The organism is Dyadobacter linearis (genome assembly GCF_907165045.1).
Lineage (GTDB): Bacteria > Bacteroidota > Bacteroidia > Cytophagales > Spirosomataceae > Dyadobacter > Dyadobacter linearis.
Map to the genome: position 1 here is coordinate 736,478 of NZ_CAJRAU010000001.1, position 23,438 is coordinate 759,915.

The 23,438-nt window shown below is 47.4% G+C and carries 13 protein-coding genes; 3 read left to right on the forward strand and 10 right to left on the reverse strand.

What is annotated here, in order from left to right; translation table 11 throughout:
* Positions 1–9: 9 nt before the first annotated feature.
* The 10 genes from KOD92_RS02940 to KOD92_RS02985 all read right to left on the reverse strand — a co-directional run bounded on the left by KOD92_RS02940 (position 10) and on the right by KOD92_RS02985 (position 16,597).
* Positions 10–489, reverse strand: a complete 480-nt coding sequence (locus tag KOD92_RS02940; RefSeq protein WP_215232018.1) for a DUF6934 family protein — start codon at positions 487–489, stop codon at positions 10–12.
* 88 nt (positions 490–577) lie between these two features.
* A complete protein-coding gene (locus tag KOD92_RS02945) occupies positions 578–1,624 on the reverse strand; it encodes a DUF6807 domain-containing protein (RefSeq protein ID WP_406566153.1) in 1,047 nt (348 codons plus the stop codon).
* 37 nt (positions 1,625–1,661) lie between these two features.
* On the reverse strand, positions 1,662–3,002 hold the full coding sequence (locus KOD92_RS02950; RefSeq protein WP_215232019.1) for a Gfo/Idh/MocA family protein: 1,341 nt from the start codon (positions 3,000–3,002) through the stop codon (positions 1,662–1,664).
* 115 nt (positions 3,003–3,117) lie between these two features.
* Positions 3,118–4,482, reverse strand: a complete 1,365-nt coding sequence (locus tag KOD92_RS02955) for a 3-keto-disaccharide hydrolase (RefSeq protein ID WP_215232020.1) — start codon at positions 4,480–4,482, stop codon at positions 3,118–3,120.
* 124 nt (positions 4,483–4,606) lie between these two features.
* Positions 4,607–5,521: a sugar phosphate isomerase/epimerase family protein gene (locus tag KOD92_RS02960; RefSeq protein WP_215232021.1), complete on the reverse strand. Its 915-nt coding sequence runs from the start codon at positions 5,519–5,521 to the stop codon at positions 4,607–4,609.
* A gap of 104 nt (positions 5,522–5,625) precedes the next feature.
* Positions 5,626–7,461, reverse strand: coding sequence for a RagB/SusD family nutrient uptake outer membrane protein (locus KOD92_RS02965; protein WP_229254495.1), 1,836 nt, complete (start codon positions 7,459–7,461; stop codon positions 5,626–5,628).
* A gap of 24 nt (positions 7,462–7,485) precedes the next feature.
* Positions 7,486–10,617 carry a SusC/RagA family TonB-linked outer membrane protein gene (locus KOD92_RS02970; RefSeq protein ID WP_215232022.1) on the reverse strand — a complete coding sequence of 1,044 codons (3,132 nt, stop codon included), beginning with the start codon at positions 10,615–10,617 and terminating at the stop codon, positions 7,486–7,488.
* 312 nt (positions 10,618–10,929) lie between these two features.
* On the reverse strand, positions 10,930–12,588 hold the full coding sequence (locus KOD92_RS02975; RefSeq protein WP_215232023.1) for a RagB/SusD family nutrient uptake outer membrane protein: 1,659 nt from the start codon (positions 12,586–12,588) through the stop codon (positions 10,930–10,932).
* A gap of 38 nt (positions 12,589–12,626) precedes the next feature.
* Positions 12,627–15,704, reverse strand: a complete 3,078-nt coding sequence (locus tag KOD92_RS02980) for a SusC/RagA family TonB-linked outer membrane protein (protein WP_229254496.1) — start codon at positions 15,702–15,704, stop codon at positions 12,627–12,629.
* A 506-nt stretch (positions 15,705–16,210) separates the two neighbouring features.
* On the reverse strand, positions 16,211–16,597 hold the full coding sequence (locus KOD92_RS02985; protein WP_215232024.1) for a hypothetical protein: 387 nt from the start codon (positions 16,595–16,597) through the stop codon (positions 16,211–16,213).
* 258 nt (positions 16,598–16,855) lie between these two features.
* On the opposite strand from KOD92_RS02985, the gene KOD92_RS02990 reads away from it, so the two are divergent.
* The 3 genes from KOD92_RS02990 to alaS all read left to right on the forward strand — a co-directional run bounded on the left by KOD92_RS02990 (position 16,856) and on the right by alaS (position 23,397).
* Complete coding sequence (locus KOD92_RS02990; protein WP_229254497.1) at positions 16,856–20,029, forward strand: glycoside hydrolase family 9 protein; 3,174 nt, start codon at positions 16,856–16,858, stop codon at positions 20,027–20,029.
* A gap of 83 nt (positions 20,030–20,112) precedes the next feature.
* Complete coding sequence (locus KOD92_RS02995) at positions 20,113–20,712, forward strand: RNA polymerase sigma factor (RefSeq protein ID WP_215232025.1); 600 nt, start codon at positions 20,113–20,115, stop codon at positions 20,710–20,712.
* Between the two features lie 15 nt (positions 20,713–20,727).
* Positions 20,728–23,397, forward strand: coding sequence for an alanine--tRNA ligase (gene alaS, locus KOD92_RS03000; protein WP_215232026.1), 2,670 nt, complete (start codon positions 20,728–20,730; stop codon positions 23,395–23,397).
* Positions 23,398–23,438 lie beyond the last annotated feature (41 nt).

Sequence of the window (23,438 nt, forward strand, 5' to 3'; positions counted from 1 at the left end):
TAGTACTATTCAAATATAACGAACATTTGAATACAAAAGGAACGCTTGATAATTAACACCTACCTTAAATTCAATCCAATTTGATGTATTATGGGAATTGAAATCTGTCCGTAATCCCAGTATTTTGATATGCTTTGGAAGTTCATCAAAGTATTTATAGATTCCCATTTGATACTTCCTCGTTCGGGATGGTGTACTTCCTTGAGCAAAAATAAAAGCTCCTGAATGTTGGTGTAAGAAGTCAAGGGTTACCCTAGCAACAGTTGCTAAAACCTGATCTGCATCACCATTTCTCAATTCAATCCGATCATCAATATCTTGCAAATCCGAGTTCCAGAGCCCGAATGCCAGATTATAAAGTTCATCACCCGATCCAGTATTCTCTTTCGTAAAAATCGTTCTTAACGCGAACACCCCGCGCGGGCCGGTACTGAAAAATTGAAACGTGTATTCACTCAACTGATCAACCGGATATCTCGGTACTTTCATATAATAGTGTGCGAAAAGAGAATCTACGTGTCAACAAAAAAGCTCCGGCGCGAACCGGAGCTTTTATTATCATGCTGCAAGATAAACCTTATTTCGACTTTGCGTAAGCCGCAGCCAGCTCGTTGAGCGTGGTATCTTTCAAATGCTCGGAAGCAATTACCATGCGGTAACGAAAGGTAGTCGATTCGCCTTTTTTCAGCTTGAAGTTCAGCGTTTCTTTCCCGTCGCTTAATGCTTTCATACCAAGTGGATTCACCGCAAAAAGTCCGTAACCCCGCGCGTGCCAGTAAGCAGGATAACCTACGTTTTTAGGGTGGTCGATGATCGCTACACTGATATTTTCGTCCTTGATTTTACCAGTCAGATTACACCAGATCGCCCTTTTCCCCCAAACCGCCTCGCCTTCCACACCATTGCTATTGCGGTAGTTCCCGGTAATGCCTTCATTGTTCAAAACCGGGACCTTCGTAGCAATACCGCCAGCGTCGGTGAAAATTTCAGGCTTGTTGGAAGGCAGTTCCAGCTCGCGGGCCACGCGGATCGCGTACATTCCGTCCTTGATATCGGGCATTGCTACCTCGTCGAGCACGGCTGTGAGCGTAGTGCTGCGGTCGATCATCCGGGTTTCTCCTTTTCCGCTGAAAGTATAAGTGGTCGTTTCCTTTAAAGTCAAAGTCCCGTTTTTATCCACCCAATTAGCAGTGACGGTCAGTTCGCCTTTATCTTTTCCACTTTTAACATTGGAAATCCCGGTGTGCAAAATAGTACCGTAAGCGCGTTTTGCATGGTCGACGGCGTCGGAATTGTTCCAGTAGTCGTTGCCGTTTACATCCTCATAGTTTAGCCAGATCCCCACGTGGTGCGGGTGATCCACGCGCTCGCCCGGACGCGGATCGAGCGGCCAGCCTCTCGTAATTACCGTTCCTCTGGCAGTCTGTACCGGATACAGAACCGCTTTTTTCAAAGTTTTCTCACCCGGGTAATAATATGCTGTAAAAGACTTCCCGTCAATTTTAACCTCCACCTTTTTCTCACTTTCATTCTTAACCAGATCCACCTTTTGTGCATTTGCCAATCCGGCAAATGCAGCGAGAGAAACGGTCGCCAGTAAAAAGCCTGTATTTTTTAGTTTCACTTTATTTTTGATCTATTTGAAATTAAAAACTACAATCCTAGCTCAATATGATATCCCGCTTTTTCGGATCCCAGCTTACTCTTTTACCGGTATGCAAAGCCTCTGTGGCCATAATATTGGCAACGGAGTGATTAAAACCTACGCGCGCCGGCGCATTCGTTTCTTTCCGGCTGCGGATACAATCCATCCAGTTACGCATGTGCATGGAGGTCATCGGATCGGCGCCGGTATTGGCGTCGGTTGCGATTTTGTCGCCCGTTTTCAAAGACATTTCAGGAAGCAGGTTAGCCTGTAATCCCATTCCCTTCGCATCTTTTTCCTTCAATCCGCCTTCCGACGTGATCTTGTTCGTATCAAGGTTGATCATACCACCATTTGAATAGTAGTATTCTTTTACGCCACCTGCTTCATTGTTAAAACGAGAAGAATAGATCACCTGAAAACCCTTACTCTTATCATCAAACGGACCATATTCAAATGCCGCGCTGAAAGTATCCACATTGGTCCTACCGTCTTTCCAGGTATAGATTCCACCATTTGCCACCACATTACGCGGCGCATCCAGTCCTGAAAACCAGTGAACTGTATCGATCTGGTGCGCCATCCACTGGCCCGGAATACCCGAAGAATAGGGATAGAACAAGCGGAATTCAAGATAGTAGCGCGGGTTCCATTCCACTTTCGGACGGTTCATCAGGAAGCGGTCCCAGTCGGTATCTTCCTTACGGATCTGCGAAACGAGTTCTTTCCTTCTCCACCTCCCCGGCTGGTTCACATTCCAGGTCATTTCCACCGTAGTAATGTCGCCGAATTTGCCGGATTTAATATATTCGTAAGCTGCCCAATAGTTAGGAGCACTGCGGCGCTGCGATCCTACCTGTACGATCTGTTTTGAACTTTCCACCGCTTTCAACGCCACTTTCGCATCTTCCAGGGTTTCGGCGAAAGGTTTTTCCACATACACATCACGGCCAGACTTCACTGCCTCGGCGCAATGCAATGCGTGCTGAAAATCGGCTGTACTGATGATCACCGCGTCCACATCCTTGCGGCCCAGCAACTCTTCATTATTCCTGGCTTTAATAAACTCTTTCGAAGCATAAGCCTTGTCTTTCATAAACGCGGCTGCTTCGTCGCGGCGACGGTTCCACAGATCGGAAACGCCCATAAATTCAAAATTCAATTCCTTCGCGTGATCAGAAAAGCTTGGTGCGAGTGAGCTGCGGAAACGATCTGAAAAGCCGATTACCCCAACACGTACACGGTCATTTGCACCTAATATCCGACGGTAACTGGCTGCTCCGAAAGCATTAGCTCCAACCGCTACGCCCGCCGAGGCCAGCGCTGCATTTTTTAGAAATTCCCTTCTACTTTCCATTTTTATAAAGGTTAATTTTTAATTATCAGATCCGGCTGCTCACCGCAACCAGTTGTAAATAGTAGATATTCATCTATCTACTGTATTTTTTGCTATTTTTTCAAACAGCTTTTTATTACAATTCACGCACTTTTAAGCTCCGAAAAGAAACGTTATCTCCGTGGTCTTGTAAAAGCAGATTTCCCTGCGTAGACATTCCGAAACCTTCGAAATCCTTGAATTTAGAACTCATCACAAATTCCTTGAACTGCGGCGAGCCGCGCACATATTCTACTACTTTATATCCGTTCAAAAAATGCTGAACAGTCCCGTCTTTCTGCACCACAATGCGCCCCTGGTTCCACTCGCCGATTTTCTTCATTGAATTTCTCGGTCTTTCAGCAGGTATTACATCGTAGAAGGAAGCGATCGTCCGGTTTCCATTCTTGCCCAGTTTTGCATCAGGATGTTTTTCATCGTCAAGTACCTGGTATTCGCAGCCTATTCCCGATTTTCCTTTTGAGTTGAATTTTTGGTCAACGAAATATTTCACGCCGCTATTTGCGCCCTCGGTCAGTTTGAAATCGAATTCAAATTCAAAGGCAGGTCCGTATAATTTTTTGGTAACAATATCATTTCCCGTTTCCGAACCGTCTGATTTTGAGATCGTAATCGTGCCGTCATTGTGAGCCCAGCGTTTCGATGGAAAATCGGTTCCGCCGTAAGAACGCCACTGATCAGCCGTTTTTCCGTCATAAAGCAGTGACCAGCCCTGCGCTTTTTCCGCCGCATCCAGCTTGTTCGGGATCAGGTTCACGATCCGGATATTAGCCGCCGGACTAGGTTTCAGGTTGGTGGTTTGAATGCGCACATTCTTCCAGCTCACCTGCGTGCCTTCCAAATCTTTACTTCCGATCGAATGTACTTGCAGACAGATAAAACCGCTCGCCGTCATATCGTCAACCAAATGTGCCACCGGTACCCCGTTCAAAAACGTGCGGATCGTGGTTCCGATCGCCTCAATGCGGTATTTGTTCCAGGCTTCTTTTTTAAATGCTTTTTTCGCTTCCGGGTTTAGATCGAGCGGATAAAGCCAGCCGCGGCGGGCCTCGTCGTACAGTCCGGCCGAATACGCGCGATCACTCGGATCGATCTCAACCTGGTAGCCGTGCACCCGTCCATCCTGGTAATCCGGCTTGGAAAGGCTCCTGATCTGAATGCCCGAATTGAGCTTATTGTCTACTTTAACTTCCAGTTCCAGGATAAAATCGCCGTAGTCTTTTTCTGTGGTAAGGAAGGAATTAGGCGTTCCCATCACAGATGTACCGACAATGGCGCCGTCTTTCACTTCATATTTAGCCTGTCCGTTCAGCTGTTTCCAGCCTGTCAGGTCTTTTCCATTAAATAAATCTACCCAGCCATTTTTCGACTTTTGGGCCTGTACCTGGCATAGCGTAAAGAATAATAATAGTCCCGCCAGGGTAAATCTGTACTTTTTCATTTTGATACCGGAATAATTGATTGAAGCAGAAAATAGTCCGACTTGCTGCCTTTTGATAAACGATTTAATAGAATAACTACCCTTACAAATGCAATTCAGACTAGTAATTTACATAAAACAGACCTTATAATGGGTATTTCAAAACTTCGGTTATATACTTCTTATTAATCTCCGCGCAGATTAAAGGCGATTTTTCAGGGTCAGGCACTCCGTCGAGCTCAACAACCGCCCAGCCTTTGAACTTAATCTTATTCAGCGAAGCAAAAACAGCGGGAACGTCCACCCTACCCTGTCCCAGCTCCACGAACTTATAGCCATTTTTGGTCTCCGCCGGTTTAGTATCCTTTAAATGAAGCGAATGCAAAATGCTTTTATACTTGATAACCGCTTCCTGCGGTTCGCCGCCGCCTTGCTTGTAATGTGCAATGTCGAGCAACAATTTAATATACCGCGGGTCCATTGCCTGCACGATCACGTCCACTTCTTCGGGCGTTTCGCCCAGCTGGTTCATGTGGTTATGGTAAACCGCCTGCACACCGAGATCTGCCGTTTGCTTCCCGATCTCGTTCATTACCTGCGCAAGTTTTTTCAACTCCTCTGTGGTTGGCAACCTGTCTTTCGGCCGCAGACTATTGGTGAGCTGCAATGCATTGCCACCCAGAGCCTTCACAAAACTCGCGTGCGCCACGTGCGTATCGACAGTACTTTCAAATTTCGCCGGATCGATTTCCACATTCCCGCTCAAAAACATTGCAAGTGTGAGATTGTTTTTGATCAACGCATCCTTCAATTCGGAAACCTTGTTACGATACGGACCAAACGTATTGGCCCGCAACTGAATACCCTTAAATCCCAGACCCGCCAGTTCCGAAATAGCCTGCTCATCCTTCCCGCCCCAGGTGATCGACGAATAGCCAATTTTGAAGTCTCCTTTTTTAATCAATGCATCGGCCCAGCTATTGGCTGCGAGCAAAGTAGCTGCGGCAGCGCCGGTATATTTCAGAAAATCCCTGCGATCGGATGTAGATGTAAAATTCATTGGATAAGGTTTTTTATATAAAGTCAACGTTTCGTTCTACCATAGACTATATAAACGAAGACAGCCCCTGAATGCGGGGCTGTCTGGATTTTATGTGGTGAAATTTATTCAGGCAAAGCGGTCAGCGGAGGGACATTTCGCTCGTAACCTGCGTAGCCTTTATTCTGATTGATAATACCCCTTGTGTTACCCTGGATCGTCGGCGACGGGACCGGCCACAGCACGTGATATGGGCTGATCAGGTATTCGTCGCCGTGGCGCGTTTTTACACCCTTATTATAGAAATTGCTCTTTTCCATAATGCGGTCGTAAAAGAAATTGTTGTCGGAAAAGTCATTCAAACTGTACGTTTTCCCATTGTAAGCCGGCTTTCCGGTCATCGCCAGAATATAGGAAATGCGTGTCAGCTCGGTTTTCCGCGGTTCTTCGTAATACAATTCCCGTGCTCTTTCATCCAGTATAGTACCGATATTAATTTTTGCCGGAGCAATCGGCGCAGCGCCCGCACGTGCACGAACTGCATTCAGATCTTTGGCAGCATTCGCTAGGTCACCTTTCCAGAAATAGGCTTCTGCACGCAGCAAATGTGTTTCTGCCAATCTGAACACATACCAGTCGCTGTGACCTCCCTGCGCCTGAACACGCTCGGGATCAGGGACAAATAATTTATAATGCGGCCAGTCGAACCAGCAGCGGATCGTATCGATGGTGAGCAAAGCGCCTGTATTCGTGCGTAATTGCAGATTTTTACCATAATAAGTATCCTTGCCTTTCAATGCAGGGTTGTTATAAACCAGATCCTGCATGCGCATCCAGTTTCCCGGCGCGTGGCGCAGATCGTTTTTGTCATCCCAAACGGAATGCGTAGAATACCAGGTCGGACGGAGCCTGCCTATCCCACGACCATACTTGTTAACCTGATCAAATTCAATGCTATAAGTGTCAATCGTACCGCGATTTCCAGTCGGTGTATTGACATTATTGTGCCAGAAAGGAACGGCATTTCGCATACTTTGAGTACCTCCTTCAAAATTTCCGTCGATGAGCAGCCGGTCGATCACCAGCAAGAGAGCCTCTGTATTATTTGCAAGCGCCTTATTTTCGGGGCGATGCAGGTCCCAAATTACGTTTCTGGTCGCATCATTCTGATTTACACCAAATCGCGTCGTCATCAAACGATGCGGGCCGCCGTCGATCGCATTACCCGCAGACTTGATCGCGTCGTTAAAAAGGCCCAGTGAGAGGTTGATCTTCGTCAGCAAGTGACTTACTGCGCCTCTGGTAACGGTTCCTTTATCAGGATTAACAGGCACCCATTTTTCCGCAAATTCAAGGTCTTCCTTCATTTTTTGAAGAATAACCTCTCTTTTAGTAGAATAAAAATCGAGTTTCGGCTCAGTCACTTCGTCCAGTATCAGCGGAATATCGCCAAACTGGTGCACAAGCCTGTAATAGCGAAACGCGCGGTGAAAATAAGCTGCGCCGAGTATCTCGTTTTTCTGCTGCTCGCTGGTATATTTTGGCTGATCAATTCTTGAAATAGCCACATTGGCGTACTTGATACCCTTGTAACCTTCCAGCCAATACCAGCCAATTCGGTTGTAATCGATCGCATTCAGCTGCGCGTCGGGTGTGATCTGCAAATTCATATTTTGCGCCGGCCCCGATTTATCCGTGGTACCTTCGACTGCAATATCTGAGAAAATGGCTTCGGTAATAATCGGCGGGTTATCGCCATACCATTCATAACGCATATTCCGCTCACAGGCGATCAGCGTTGCGCGCAGTCCCTCAGGATCATTAAATGTATTTTCCGGGGCAAAAAAGGATAAAGGTTTCGGTTCCAGCCGCGCTTTATCACAGCCCGCAACCACAGCAACGAGCATCAACAGGGCTGCTCCCTTTGCGTATCTGTTTAATGTATTGGTTATATTATTCATGATATGCTTTTCTGTTTTGACTAATTACAGGGTCAGATCTATACCCACACTGAGAATCCGGGGCGACGGCACATTGGCGTTATTATCGTCCGGTTCTGCATCCCACCAATCCCACTTAGGCGCGTAGTAGCCCAGGTTTTTAGCAGAGAAGAAGAATTTGAGATTGTCCACTTTCAGCTTTTCAATCATCTTTTTCGGTAAAGAATAGCCCAGTGAAATATTATCAAGACGAATAAATGACCGGTCCTGATACACGCCAAAACCACTCGCGCCACCTTCGCTGGAATACAGTCGCGCCCATTCGTTTGAGCGGTTTTCCTCGGTCCAGTAAGGGAAGCGGTAAGAGCTGGTGCGATCCAGGAATCCGTCGCGGTTCTTACGTTGATTGAAAGGAGATTTGTGGCCCCAATAGGAATATACCGAGATACCTACGTCAAGCGTTTTGAAGAGTTTGAAATCATTTCTCAGCGTCCACCTGAAACGCGGGTTGGTGAAACCCTGGAATTGTTTATCCGCATTCGTGAATTTCCCGTCGCCGTCTACGTCTTCCAATTTGAAGTCGCCGGGTTTCACACCATACTTTGCAGCCTGGTCGCGTTCTTCTACCTGCCACACACCCAGTATCTTATAATCCCAGATCTCGTCAAGTGAATGTCCGATAAAACGGCGATTGGCTACATCGTCTTTTTCCCTGCCGTTCTCGTCAAGATCTCCGTAGAGTCTGGCGATTTTATTCCGGTTTAGTTGAAATGTAAAAGTCGACCGCCACGAGAAATTTTCGCGGTTCATATTCACCGAATTCAGGGTAGCCTCAATACCCCTGTTTTGAACTTCTCCAAGATTATCCCAAACTGAGCTAAACCCTAGAATATCGGGCAATGCACGCTGCACAAGCAGATCAGTGGTAGACGAGCGGTACACTTCCAGCGATCCTTCCAGTTTATTATCAAACAAACCGAAGTCGATACCCAGGTTATAAGACGCAGTGCGCTCCCAGCGGAGGTTGGCATTCTGCATTCTGTTCACATACAGCTGGTTGGCAAGATAGACCGTTCCGTCTGGTCTGACGTGCAGGTACTTACCTGTTTGCAAATCCGAGATCGCCGAGTAAAGACCGATATCCCTGTTACCGTTACTTCCCCAGGTTGCACGCAGCTTTCCATAATTCATCCAGCTGCTTTTCCAGAACTCCTCATCCGTAAACACCCAGCCCAATGCAACAGACGCGAAAGTAGCACGCGGATTTGCCTGCCCGAATGCGGAATATCCGTCTCGGCGGGTCGAGAGCGTGACCATGTATTTGTCTTTCCATGAATAGAACAACCGCGCCATCGCAGCGTCGCCGGTACTGTACTCGTCGTAGGCAGAAACAGTTGGGTTAATACCTGTGCTGATCCCGTGGTAGCCTAGCGCATCAGTAGGCAGAAAACCCTTGTTGGTCATCGTGTTATCCCATTGCTGGTACTTTTCCGAGTTGGCCAGTAAGGTCAGGTCAAAGTTGTGTTTGCCAAACGTTTTGTTCCATTTAAGGATGTTATCCACCTGCCAGCGGAATTCTTTCTGGTTCTGCCGACTCGCGCTTCCGCCCGTTGCAGCCCATTCCGCATGCTTCGCCGATTCGTGGTTGAACCTTTCATAAAACTCAAACCTGGGCGTGTAATTGATCCGGTATGAAAAGCCAAAAGGAAGCGTCACCAAACCATACAGTGTGGTATTCAGTGTCGTAATTTTCTGTCTTCTGTCAATGAATTGCCGCGCGTAATACGGGTGGTTACCGCCGCTGGCTTCGTTATTCGGTCTCCACTTGTAGCTTCCGTCGGCTTCAAATTCGGAACCCCAGGGGGAAAGTATCCTGGCAAGACCATAATCCACAGCTACCTGACTTTCGTCCCGGTCTGCGAACTGGGCATTGAGCCCTACCGAAAAGAACTTGGCAACCTGCCCTTCGAGGTTAACCCGTCCTCTTACCGTACTAAACTTGTCGCCTGTAATAATACCTTCATTGCTCAGGTAACCCAGCGACATGAAGTAGGACACAGCGTCCTTTTTTCCCGATAAACTTACGGTATGGTCCTGTCTTTTACCAGTTTGGAAGACTTTGGAATTCCAGTCGACACTCCTTCCGGCCTTGTAATTTTCAATTTCGATCGGCTGCATCCCCAAACGCTGCAACCAAACTGTGGTCGGATCGCCGGTTGAACCGTCGTACGCCATCCAGTCGTCAACGGAGATATTGGAAGGGAGGCCGGCTGGATTTTCAAACTGGAAAGGCTTGTAGCTCGCATTGATGTTTTTCATTACCCCGCCGCGCCAGTCAATGAACTCGTCTGCGCCCAATACCGGCTGCTTTTTGGAAATCGTACCAAGACCAACGTTGGAATTTACATTAACCCGCGCTTTTCCCTCCACTCCCTTTTTAGTCGTGATCAAAATCACGCCGCTCGCTGCTTTTGAACCAAAAACCGCAGCCGAGCTGGCATCTTTCAATACGTCGATCGTCTCAATATCATTGGGATTGATGTCTGAAAGCTCACCGTAGTAAATCGCGCCGTCGAGCACAAGGAGCGGACTGGTACTGGCATTGATCGAGTTACGACCGCGCACCAGCAGGCTGCCCCCACCCTTTGCAGAGGGCGACATTCCCACATTCAGCCCGGCAATGTTACCCCGGAGAATGTCCTGGACTGAGTTCGGATTTTCATTTTCCAATTTGCTGGTGTTGATCTGCGACACTGCGCCCGTCAGGTCACGCTTCTTTTGCGTTCCATAACCTACCACCACCACTTCATCGAGCGCTTTCTGATCGCTGGCGAGACTTACATTTACCTTCGTAGCGTTTCCAACCGTTTTTTCCTGCGTCAGATAACCTACCGAAGAGAAGACCAGAATCGAACTGGCAGAAGGAACACCGATCTCATACTTCCCCTCCACATCCGTAGTAGTTCCAAGGGTCGTGCCCTTTACGAGGACCGTTACCCCGGGAACCGGAGAACTGTCGTCCGCTGACAATACCGTTCCGCTGACCTTCTGTTCAGCAGGAACCGACTCAATAGTTGAATTGACATTGGTAGCATGGGCAGCGCTGATCTCACAGATCGCCGCCAGCATACATACCACCGCCACTCGCAAGAGGAGCCAGGTAGATCCTTTTTTCATTTTTAAATAGAAAAGATTAATTAAGTAGGTGATTGAATTATATCAATTTACCCAGACGTAATTGAATCTTTCCTGCCCTGACAGTGCTATTTCAGAATGTCACCGCAGCTACACTTAACACTATTATACGTTTTAGGAGTCAGTAGTTAATTATCAGTGACTTAGCACTATTTCTACACCCTTTTTATTTTTTTGAATTTTTACCAAAAAAAAGCGCAGACCGGAAGTACTTTCACCATCGGCTTGTCGCCTTTAGTTTCGGTAATTCTGGTCTGCGTTATTTATTTAAAAAACTTTGTTACCCTCTCACCCTCAATACCCCGGATTTTGCGGATATGCAGCAGGGCCGCCGGCGGTGCGGTCGATCTGGTCTTGTGGGATTGGTCTCAGGTTGTGAAACTCTTTCACATTTGCGGCTCCTTCCGGATTGTGCAGCTTCACTCTTTCCACCAGGTTACCCCAGCGTTTCAGGTCAAACCAGCGGAACATTTCGCCGGCCAGTTCGCGCTCGCGTTCCTCCATGATGAATTCCATCGTCGCTTTTGCAGGTGTAATTTCCATGGCAGCTTCTTTGCCCGGCCACGCGGCTCTACGACGTACTACGTTGATGTGAGCAGCAGCTTCGGCAGCCTTACCCTGTCTGATATAAGCCTCAGCAGCAATCAAATGCGTCTCTGCCAGACGGAACATCAGGAAATCCCGGCTTCCCTGCTCGTAAGTACGGTCGGGGCGAAGTGCATCCAAAAACTTGCGGTTCACAGGGAACAGGTTGGCTTTGTACAGGCTAGGAGTAAGTACCTGATATGGTCGTTTAGCCCGCTCTTCCAGCGTCATTTCATAGCCTGGAATAAAGATCGTGGTGTCGCCCGAAGCAAAAGTCAGCTCCTTTTTCGAGGTATCGAACAGGTTTGTATATTTCCCCGGCTTATTGCTTTTCCATGTGTCTTTGAAAGTCTTTTTGTACCGGGAATCATTCACGCGGTTCGCTGGCGCGAAAACCGTTTCGAGCATATAGGTAGTCGGTCTGAAACGTTTGAACGGCCGGCCATTTTCGGTATCACGCTGCATTCCCGCCTGCGTGTCATATTCCATCCCGAAATACAAGTGGGTACGGTTTCCGATTCCGTTCGTCAATGGATCCGAAGTATATTGGGTAGCAAAAATTACCTCGTTATTGATCTCGCCGCCGCCTTGTAACCAAACACTTGCAAAATCAGGCAAAAGCGAAAATGAGTAATTCTTGACCACATTTTCAGCATAAGTAGCCGCTTTTACATAATCGTCAGCCGCTTTCGCTTCCGAGGTTGCTTTGGTCAAATATACCCTGGCCAGCAAATGTTCCGCAGCCGCTTTGGTAACCCGGCCATAATCAGAAGTCGCTAAGCCCAGGTCAGGCAGCCCGGATTCGAGGTCGGAAATGATCTGCGCGTAGATTTCAGGAACCGGTGCGCGTGTAAATTCCTTCTGCGCTACCAGGTTTCCTTTCGTTACCAGCGAGACCGGACCAAACATTTGAACCAGAATAAAATAATGGTGCGCTCTCAAAAACTTCACTTCGGCCACGCGACGCTTCACAAGCGCAGGGTCCAATGCAGTCATATTCGGAGCCACATCGAGCACGATATTCGCCGTGTTGATCGCCGGGTACAGATTGTTCCAAATGTAGTTGGTGACCACCAGCCGCCCGTCGATCTGCGAAGTGTATTCATTCACAAATTTATAAGCGCCATCCGCACCCATTGTGTAGGTATCCGTCCCGAAGACGCTCAGCGTCATCGCATCTTCTGTTCCGTAATAGGTTCTTAAAGAGCTGTAAACCCCTTTTACAGCCGACTCAAAACCTGCTGCTGTATTGATATATTCACTTCCAACCTGCGAGATTGGTGTCTCATCAAGGAGGTCGTTGCACGACTGCGCACCCAACAGGAGCACGGCAGCCAATACTGTTTTAAATCGAAATAACACTTTCATATTTCTTTGAGATTAGTATTGATAGCTGTTGGGTAAAACTAGATTTTCACATTAAGACCAAACGTGATCTGTCTCACAGCCGGAGTCTGGTTAGCTTCGATGTCTCCGTCCGTTTCGTTGTCTATACCCTTGTATTTGGTTCTGTATTCCGAGAAAATAAATGGTTGCTGGGCACTCATAAACACGCGCAGACTTCCTATTTTCATTTTTTCTGTCCACTTATCAGGGAAATTGTAGCCCAGGTTGATGTTACGAACCTTGATAAACGTTCCATCAAAATACAACACCGTAGAGCGGAATGGCGGGAACTCCTGGCTTTGATTTGGTCTTGGAAACTCATTCGTTGGATTTTCAGGTGTCCAGTAATCAATATCCAGATTGTTGTAGCGACCAGCCAGCGTCATATTATCCTGGTGGAACAAGCTGCGGAACATACTTCCGAATCTTGCAAATACAAATATCGAAAGGTCAAAACCTTTGTATTCAAAACGGTTGGTCATACCGCCGGAGAATTTGGGAACCTGAGATCCAAGAATAACGCGGTCGAACGGATCAATTTTGCCATCGTTGTTCGTATCCTGAATTTTGATCTGTCCGGGTACAGCCTGGTATTTCTTAGCCTGCTCCAATTCGCTTGTCTGCCAGATACCGATTTTTTTGTAATCAAAATAAGCAGTAAGCGGCTGCCCGATAAACCGTGCATTCCCGATATCATCTACTTTACCATTGAAAAGTTCGAGGATTTTCTCTTTGTTCTTTGTCAGCTGAAAATCAGTATTCCAGCGAAAACCGCCCGGCGCGTCGATATTGACAGTAGATAGAGTAACCTCAATACCAGTATTGCGCGTGCTGCCGACATTGCGGCGAACTTCGCTAAAACCACTGGTAATTGGCAGCTGATCAAGCAAAAGCAGATCTTTCGTATCTGCCTGATAGTATTCAAGAGAACCAGAAACGCGGCCTTTAAATACACTGAAATCCAAACCGATATTACCTGTCGTGGTTGATTCCCATTTTAACAGCGCGTTACCCAGCGAGCCGGGTGCGTATCCAAAAGCGCCTGCTGCTCCGAATGCATAAGAAGTCCGGCCAAGCAAAGCCTGCGTTTGATATGGATTAATCGCTGTGTTACCAGTGGATCCATAGCTGGCGCGTAACTTCAGTTCGTCCACCCAGGTCACGTTTTTCAAGACAGGCTCGCTGCTGATATTCCAGCCGACCGCCACCGAGGGGAAGAAACCGTATTTAGTATCTGCTCCAAACCTTGACGAACCATCATACCTGCCTGTTAATGTAAAAAGGTATTTTTCATTAAAATCGTAATTAACGCGCGCCATGTAAGAGTTGAGCACCCATTGTGAAAGGGATGAAGCTACCCCACTGATAATCGTAGCCTGGCCAAGGTTATAGAACTGCTGACTCTCAGCCGGGATACCCGTTACATTAATAAAGTTTTGTTCCAGATCGTCTTTCTGCAATGAATGTAAAACAGTCACACCCAGGTTATGCTTGCCGCCCAGCTGTTTGTTATACATTAAAATGTTTTCCAATGTATAATTGAACTGGTATTCATTGAACTGGTAACCGGTAGGTTCGCCGCCGCGACGTGCATTGGTCTGCGATCCGGTGAAACGTCCGATCCGGCGATTGTTCAAATCAGGGCCGAAGTTGACGCGGTATTTCAAACCTTCCAGAATTGCCCATTCTGCATAAATACTGTTGAATATCCTGAAACGCTTGGTCAAATCCACCTGCGCGCCGGGAATAATTTCGGCGATCGGGTTGGTTCTCAAACCGTCGGAAGTAGGCAAAAAGATCAGTTTTCCATTATCATCGTAAGGTTTTCCAAGCGGGTTTTCTGCTAACGCTCCTCCGTAAGGGTTGAAGTTCTCGCCATTCCGGGTACTATAAACACCCATCATCGAAGTACCGACCTTGATGCGTTTGGTGATCTGGTGATCCAGGTTGATGCGGAAAGTATAACGGGTAAAGTCCTGATTATAAATGATCCCCTTGTCATTGAAATAGTTACCTGAGATCGCAAACTGCGTTTTCTCATTTCCACCCTGTACTCCTACCTGGTGGCTCTGAATCCTTCCCGGACGCAGCAGAAAAGATTGATAATCCGTAGAGCGGTTGTTTTTAATACCATCCAGTTCTATCGGTTCAAATAACTTGGCATCCGCTTCCGGTGTCGCGGGACCGGCTGGGTAAAGTGGCAAACCAGTTTTTGCATCTATAACTGCTCTTCGCGACTCTCGCTTGTATTCCGCAAACTCTTCCCCATTCATCACGTCGATTTTTCCCAGCTCTTTGGAAGAACCGTAATATCCGTCGTAGCTCACCACCGTTTTTCCTGGCTTGCCACGTTTTGTAGTGATCAAAACAACGCCATTGGAACCGCGTGAACCGTAAATAGCGGTCGCGGAAGCATCTTTTAATACCTCCATCGAGGCAATATCATTGGGGTTGAAATCGTCGATATTCCCTGCCAGCGGAATACCATCTACTACATAAAGCGGGTCATTGGAAGCATTGATCGACCTTCTTCCGCGGATCCTTACTGTTGGCCCCGCGCCTGGTTTACTACTATTCTGAACCACATCCACACCGGCCGCGCGACCTTGCAGTGCCTGTCTTGCATTCGTAATAGGTAATTCGCCGATTTCTTTCGAGCCTACGGAAGAAATCGCGCCGGTCAGCTGGCTCTTTTTCTGCGTTCCGTAACCTACCACAACTACTTCGCCCAGCGTTTTCAAGTCACTGGTGAGCTCAATATCCAATATGCTTTTATTTCCAACTTCAATTTCCTGCGTTACAAACCCCACAGCTGAAAACACCAGAACTGCGCCGTTGTCCGGCACGTCGATCTTATACTTTCCATCTGCGTCCGTATTAGTCCCCGTGCGGCTGCCTTTCAGTACAACTGACACGCCGGGAATAGGCGTTTTATCTTCCGTAGCAAGTATTTTACCAGTCACAGACCGATCTATCACCGAGACGATACTCCGGGCCGGGCGATAGGCCACAGCCTGCGCAGCGAAGCCTGTGACAATAACACCCGCCATTGTCAGCCGTATTACGTGCTGACCAATAGTCGTAAAGTTTTTTTTCATACGCGTAAGTTTGATTACTATTAATTGTACCAGAACATTTAAATGCTGACGATGTTTTTCACACCGACCCTTACAAGAAAAACAATATTTTTTCTTCAAATAGTAAAACTGTAACCTTGCGATTACAAGTGCTAGTGTAAGGAAACTTGGGGAGCTCGATTTCGGGATTCTTTAGTTGAACAATTTCAATAACCATATTTTTTGAGCAGATAGTACAATCTGAAATCTGGCTCAGGATAGAAATTCGATTAGAAAATCGGAAAGAATCGTGGAAGTTTATTTATGCAATCGTTATCGGGAACGTTGTCAATATATTCTTTAACTAATATTTATTTGTAAAAACCGTCTTCACAATCCTAAAAAATATCAGAAAAGGAATGTCACCGTTATCCTACTTTTAGGACTTAACCTATATTCCTTTAAGAACATAACCTAAAAAAATGCTGTGAATAAAGAGGGTTGAATTCCAATGCAAGCAATTTGGGAAAAGCGGGAGGAGAAGCTAGTCAGTGACTACCGAAAATAAAGTAGAATAAAAAAAAAAGGAAGGTGACCGACATCAGTATGAGAATGATGCCTTTTGCTGTAAAATCGCGATTTGGTGCATCAGGAGATACTTTTTTTGAATCACGATCGCCGATCATATCCAGCGAGCTGCGGATCCTTCCCCAGATTGAATTCACATCCTGGTTTGACAGCATTTCGGGCTTCCAGTCGGAAGCGATCAGTACAAGCTCACGTGCCTTATCGACCGTCTCTTTCCGTGACGGATATTTGATGATCCAATTTTCCCAATAGGAACGGATCGCCTGATCGTCAGGGAACCGCACCCAGCGAATGAAGAGGTTTTCCATCGCCAACTCCTCTGCCGATAACTCTGAAAACGGTTTCATTTTGGTAGCGCGTTAGTAATTAGAAGCCTGAAAAGAATCTGCCCGATTAGTGGGACTCTGTGTTAATTCTTTGTTAAGCTTTTCGAATAAAAAAGAAACCCTTTTCCCGTTTATACTCACTCCTGCCTCGCTTCTGAACGGATTTGGCACTTGCCCGGCAAATAGCCCGCAGGCTGCATTAGAAAATAGTTTGCATCGCCAGGCATATATATCCGCGCCCCGGGCAGTCATATATGCAGCACGCTAAATACCATTCTTATGAAACAGTCACTGCTGCCGATTCTGCTCGCTTTCTGCCTCTCGCAGTTTGCTTTTGCACAAAATAAAACCCTTTGGAATGGCGAAGATCAGGCAACCCAAACGTGCAAAACTGCCTACGGATCGATTCTCTCCGGGCCGGATGCACATACCGGAAATTACTACTTCCAGGCGGAACCTGATAACTGGCACTCGCCCAGAATAAGTTTCGAATGCACGGGCATGTGGCGCGGCGATATTTCGCACTTTGATGCACTCCGCTTTTTCATAAAATCCAATAAGCCGCTTCAAACCACGGCAATTCGTTTCACTACATTTTACGCAGCAGGAAAATGGGTCAACCTTTTACCTTATTTGTCAGCAACCACTTCAATAGGCACTGATTACCAGGAAGTAGTAATTCCAATCGACTCGCTGAAAACAGAAGAATACGACCTCAGTTCGATCGAATCACTGGAATTCTCAACCGCGCCCACCAGCGGGACAACCTTCTTTATTGACGACCTAATATTAACTGACAATACTCCGCCTGTCATTTCCGTAAGCCCACTTTCGCATCAGGTGATCAGGTTGTTGGTTAACGAGCGTTTTGATACTTCCAGCTGCTACGAAGTGTCCAATTACCAGCTTGGCAGTGCGACGGGGCCGGGTTATGGTCTGCCAAAAAACCCTGCGCGTGTGGGCAGACAGTCGCAGGTTACCGGTTTAAAGCCCAAATCAGGAACTCCGATTGTACAATCGGAGCTGTTTCTCGTGTTTGATCAACCGCTTCAAAACGGTTTCGAATACCGGTTGGAGGTAAAAAGCCTGAAAGATCCCGCAGGAAACGCTGCTGTACTGGACACGACTTTTACCTATTCTGATACTTCCATTTTTGGGAATGTAAAAGCAAATCAGGTTGGCTACGTGCCCGACAGCCCAAAGCTGGGCAAGCTTGGTAACTTCCTGGGCGACGCGTGGTTTTTGCCCATTGATCCGCAGAATACGCCTGATTTCCATTTGCTTGACGAAGCTGAAAATGTGGTATTTTCCGGCAAAAGCACATTTCTCAAAGCTGATTCGGCTTTCAGCGGCGAAATGGTTTTTGAGCTGGATTTTTCTGGTGTAAAAACGCCGGGTAAATACCATTTGTATGTGCCGGGTTATGGTAGATCTGAACAGTTTAGAATAGCTTCGGATGTTTACGATGAAACTTATTTTCACACTGCCAGGGCACTTTACTTCCAGAGATCAGGCACTTTACAACAAGCTAATGCACTGGAATGGGCCCGGAACGGGCTACCCGACCCGACTGCCGAAATCCATACAAGTCACTCATCTTCAAACTTGTATAGCACAACAGATTATCCGCCCGGCACGAAATTACCAATGCCCGGCGGTTGGCTCGACGCAGGAGATTACGGCCGCTACGTTCCCACCGCAGCAAGCGCATTGTTTATCCTTTTTACCGCTTTTGAACTATACCCTGAAAAATTTCCGGACAATCACCTCAATATCCCTGAAAGCGGCAACAAAATACCCGACATCCTGGACGAAGCAATGTATGAAACAACCTGGCTGAAATCCATGCAGGCACCCGATGGCGGCGTGTACTTTCGGGTTACTCCGGCAACCTGGTCGGCGGGACTGCCTGAGGAAGAGACGAATACCCTTTATATCTCGGGAAAAACTACACAGTCAACCGCTATGTTCGCAGCTGCGATGGCGATGGCTTACCGCAACTTGAAACTCTATTTCCCTGCGCACGCCGATTCCTATATTGCGCAGGCTGTAAAAGCGTGGGCATTTTTGAAAGCGCACTCGCATTCGTCGGCGCCCGTGGTCACGCCCGGAATCTCGGCAGGCCCCTACCCTGACCCCGAAGACCGGGATAACCGCGCCTGGGCAGCGGCAGAGCTGTATAAATCCACCGGTGATGTTTCCTATCAGACCGATTTTCTAGCCTATTATGCACAGATCCCGCACGAATTTCACGCGACCATGAGCTGGCAGCAGCACACCGTAAAAGCTGCCTGGGCGTATGCCACAACCAAATTCCCGACAGACCAAACGATTGTAACCGAGTTCAAAGGTCGACTGGAAAGTGAAATTTTACCCAACTATAATACCCGTACCTTGCAAACGCACGCTTACCGGGGCGCCTATCACCCGTTCAAAGGATATATCGGTTACGGGACTTTCGGGATGGCGCAGAGCTATGCATTTGATTATATTATGTTCAGTTACCTGCTGGGCAAACCGGATCTATTGGATTTAGCAAAAATTCAGCTTGACATTCCCTTGGGTAACAATCCGTTATCGAAAACCTTTATTACGGGTATCGGGAAAAACAGCCCTGCATTTCCGCTGCACTGGTCTACCGTCGCAAACCACTATTCCAAGCCTGTGCCCGGTGTCCCGGTTTTTGGTCCGGCAGCCTCGCTGGTCATGAACCGCCCATCCAGTCTGGCTATTCAGGACCCGCTGAACAGGTATCCTGTTGGTTTTAAAAAAGAAGATCCTTATCCTGTTTTGAGAAGACACACAGATACCAGGGAAGCAGTGGAAATGTCGGAATTCACGGTTCAGGAAATTGCGGTAACTGCGGTCGTGTTCGCTTTTTTCAGTTCGATAATCAATGAAGCGCTCCCTGTAAAGCTTGCTGATTTCCATGCTAACATAAACGAATGCAATGTGCGGCTGCATTGGACAACCACGGAAGAGATCAATGCGGATTACTTTGCGATCGAACGAAGCGCCGACGCGCGCAGGTTTGCTGAGATCGGGCGTGTAAATGCATTGGGAAACAGTATTACGAATCGGGAATACCAGTTTGTGGATTCGCTTCCCGGCGCGAGAAATTATTACAGATTACGGCAGGTCGACCTCGACAGCACCTCGGAATACTCGGCAATACGTTTTGCGGCCAGCGAATGCGACACTCCCTATTTTGTTTTGAAAAATATCAGCCGAAATCAATACCAGTTGCAGCCGGCAGAAACAGGGAAAGTGCATGGACAAAAACTGACCGGCCGCGTTTACCATATTTCCGGTGCGATTAAAAGCGAATTCAATGTCAAAGAGAACGGCACGACAGATATTAACTGCGCTGGATTCAGCCCGGGTATTTACATATTAAAGGTTTTGGGTGATCAGCATGAAGAGCTCTTTACCGGCAAATTATTGGTTTACTAGTCTCAGATAGCAATTATGACCATTCAATAACCAGATCTGCAATTTTCAATTTTTGCTTCAAAAGCGGCCTGGTTTGTGCAGCGATGACGGATATCCACTATCCTACGACACACTTGCCAGACACGGGACAATTTGCAGAAAAAGAAATACTGACGTCATCCCAGGAAGGTGACTCGCGCGCATTCCAGAATTTATACAAACAATATCACATGCAAGTGCAAAGTTACGCCATGCGATTTTCGCAATGCAGCGACGGCGCGCAGGACATTACGCAGGATGTTTTTCTTAAAATCTGGGAAAACCGAAAGCGATTGGCGAAAGTCAAATGCATGGACGCGTATCTCTACACGATGTGCAAAAACAGAAGCGCAACTATTCGCGCCAGCTTGTTGCGCGAGCACCAGGCGCTGCTAAATTTGGCATACGAATATCAGGATCTTCCCGCCGAAGCTGCCGACGAGCTTGCAGCAGAGCAGCGATCGAAATGGCTTAGTATCGCGATCAGACAGCTCCCACCGCAGCGCAGACGCATTTTCCGACTTTGCAAAATGGAAGGTAAAACGCACCGGCAAGCTGCCCTGGAGCTGAATGTAAGCCCCGGAACGATCAACGATCATATCGTGAAAGCCACGAGGGCAATCCGTAAATTTCTTTACCTTTGCGGCTCATTTCAGGAGACTTAGTACAACAATTATACAATGACTTCGCATCAAATCCGTCAGGCTTTTCTCGACTTTTTTCGCAGCAAAGAACACCTTATCGTGCATTCGGCACCGCTGGTTGCTAAAAATGACCCTACCCTCATGTTCAACAACTCGGGCATGGCCCAGTTCAAGGACTACTTTTTGGGTAACGGAACCCCGCCTTCCAGAAGGATCGCCGATACGCAGAAATGCCTGCGCGTTTCTGGTAAACACAATGATTTAGAGGACGTTGGATTTGACACTTATCACCATACCATGTTCGAAATGCTCGGCAACTGGTCATTTGGTGATTATTTCAAAAAAGAAGCGATCGCCTGGGCGTGGGAGTTGCTGACGGAAGTTTACAAATTGCCAAAAGACAGGCTGTACGTTTCTGTATTCGAGGGTAATGCAAGTGACGGCGTTCCTTTTGATCAGGAAGCCTGGGATCTTTGGAAAGGGATTGTGGGGGAAGACCGCATTATTCTTGGAAATAAAAAAGATAATTTCTGGGAAATGGGCGATACCGGTCCGTGCGGCCCCTGCTCAGAAATACATGTTGACCTGAGAACTCCGGCAGAAGTGGCGGCGGTTTCGGGCAAGTCACTCGTGAATAACGACCACCCGCAGGTTGTGGAGATCTGGAACCTGGTATTTATGCAGTTTGAGCGGAAAGCCGACGGATCTCTGATTCCCCTGCCTGCTACCCACGTAGATACCGGAATGGGCTTCGAGCGCCTTTGCATGGCAATTCAACAGAAAACTTCGAACTATGATACGGACGTTTTCCAGAATACGATTCAGGTTTTGGAAACGCTTTCCGGCAGAAAGTATGGCTCGGGCGAAGAGCCGTTTGCCGATATCGCGATGCGCGTAATTTCCGACCACATCCGTGCGGTCGCATTCGCAATTACCGACGGCCAGCTTCCTTCCAATGTGAAGGCTGGCTATGTGATCCGCCGGATCTTGCGTCGTGCAGTTCGCTATGGATATTCCTATTTAGGCTTTCAGGAACCGTTTTTCTATAAATTGGTAAGTGTACTTTCAGCCCAGTTCAAAGACGTTTTCCCCGAGTTGACTGCGCAGGAAGAATTTGTTGCAAAAGTGATTCTGGAAGAAGAAAAGAGCTTTTTACGTACGCTCGAATCTGGTCTGAAGCGCCTGGACACGATCACTACTACATTAAAAACGAAAGGAATCAATACCATTCCGGGCGACGAAGTTTTCGAACTGAGCGACACTTTCGGTTTCCCCGTCGACCTTACTGCATTGATTGCCAGGGAAAAAGGTTTATTGGTAGACGAAGCCGGATTTCAGGATGCGTTGGCAGAACAGAAAAAACGCTCGCGCCAGGATGCAGCCAAAGAAGCGACCGACTGGATTGAGCTGCGTGAAGCCGACGGCGTGGAGTTCCTGGGTTATGATTTTGAAGAAACCCACAGCCATATTGTCAAATACCGGAAAGTGAAGACCAAAACCGGCGAAGAATATCATATTGTATTGGATAGAACCCCATTTTATGCTGAAATGGGTGGTCAGGTTGGAGATACGGGGGTACTGGTTTTGAAGGGGGATGAAAGGGAAGAAAGGGAGGAAGGAGGAAGGAGGATTACGATTGTGGATACTAAGAAGGAAAATGATCTTTTTGTCCACATTTCGCGGGATAAAAATCTGGATGATATTTTGCAGAATGCAGGTATTGTAACTGCGAAGATCGATTTGAATCGCCGGGAAAAAATTCAGGCCAACCACTCGGCAACCCACTTAATGCTTTCAGCAATGCGTGAGGTACTTGGCACGCACATCGGACAAAAAGGTTCTTACCTGAACGATGAAGTTTTGCGTTTTGACTTCTCGCACTTTACCAAAGTAACCGATGAGGAACTGGCAAAAATTGAAGACCGCGTCAACGAAAAGATCCGTGATAATATAGCTTTGGACGAGCGCCGCAACGTGCCGATCCAACAGGCATTGGATGCAGGTGCGACTGCTACTTTTGGCGAAAAATATGGCGATTTCGTTCGTTTGATCATATTTGACCCTACCTATTCCTTTGAACTCTGCGGGGGTACGCACGTGCCTTCAACCGGGAAGATCGGTGTATTCAAATTTATTTCGGAAGGCTCCGTTTCAGCTGGTGTTCGCCGCGTTGAGGCAGTAACCGGTGAGAAGGCACTGGAATTGTTGCGTGACCAGGAGGCGGTTCTGACAAAAATCAAAGAGCTGCTAAAAAGTCCGACCGACCTTGTAAAAGCAGTGGAAAGCCTGCTCGACGAGCGCAGCAATTTGCAGAAAAAGATCACTTTTCTGGAAAATGAAAAGATCCAGTCGCTGAAAACGTCGCTGGTTGCGAATATGGAAAAGCACAAAACATTTAATCTGATCGTAGAAAAAGTGCAGGTTCCATCCGCCGATTCATTGAAGCAATTATCCTACGAGTTGCGCGACCAGATAGAGAACCTTATCGCCGTTTTCGGTGCTGAAATCGGCGGTAAACCGCAGTTATCTGTATTTATCGCTGAAAATATCGTGCAGGAAACTGGTTTGAATGCAGGTAAGATCGTGAAGGAACTTGCGCAGGAAATCCGTGGCGGCGGCGGCGGGCAACCGTTTTTCGCGACTGCCGGCGGGTCTGACGCTTCCGGCCTGGACAATGCCTTGGCGAAAGCAAAAGGCTTATTTTGATAAACTGAAATTTCAATAAATGCAAAAGAGCGGATCCATTC

Coding starts and splice junctions, on each gene's coding strand:
- KOD92_RS02960 (WP_215232021.1), bottom strand. CDS start 5,521: ATGAATTTTACATCTACATCCGATCGCAGGGATTTTCTGAAATATACC.
- KOD92_RS02975 (WP_215232023.1), bottom strand. CDS start 12,588: ATGAAAGTGTTATTTCGATTTAAAACAGTATTGGCTGCCGTGCTCCTG.
- KOD92_RS02950 (WP_215232019.1), bottom strand. CDS start 3,002: ATGGAAAGTAGAAGGGAATTTCTAAAAAATGCAGCGCTGGCCTCGGCG.
- KOD92_RS02995 (WP_215232025.1), top strand. CDS start 20,113: ATGACGGATATCCACTATCCTACGACACACTTGCCAGACACGGGACAA.
- KOD92_RS02980 (WP_229254496.1), bottom strand. CDS start 15,704: ATGAAAAAAAACTTTACGACTATTGGTCAGCACGTAATACGGCTGACA.
- KOD92_RS02985 (WP_215232024.1), bottom strand. CDS start 16,597: ATGAAACCGTTTTCAGAGTTATCGGCAGAGGAGTTGGCGATGGAAAAC.
- KOD92_RS02970 (WP_215232022.1), bottom strand. CDS start 10,617: ATGAAAAAAGGATCTACCTGGCTCCTCTTGCGAGTGGCGGTGGTATGT.
- KOD92_RS02940 (WP_215232018.1), bottom strand. CDS start 489: ATGAAAGTACCGAGATATCCGGTTGATCAGTTGAGTGAATACACGTTT.
- alaS (WP_215232026.1), top strand. CDS start 20,728: ATGACTTCGCATCAAATCCGTCAGGCTTTTCTCGACTTTTTTCGCAGC.
- KOD92_RS02955 (WP_215232020.1), bottom strand. CDS start 4,482: ATGAAAAAGTACAGATTTACCCTGGCGGGACTATTATTATTCTTTACG.
- KOD92_RS02990 (WP_229254497.1), top strand. CDS start 16,856: ATGAAACAGTCACTGCTGCCGATTCTGCTCGCTTTCTGCCTCTCGCAG.
- KOD92_RS02965 (WP_229254495.1), bottom strand. CDS start 7,461: ATGAATAATATAACCAATACATTAAACAGATACGCAAAGGGAGCAGCC.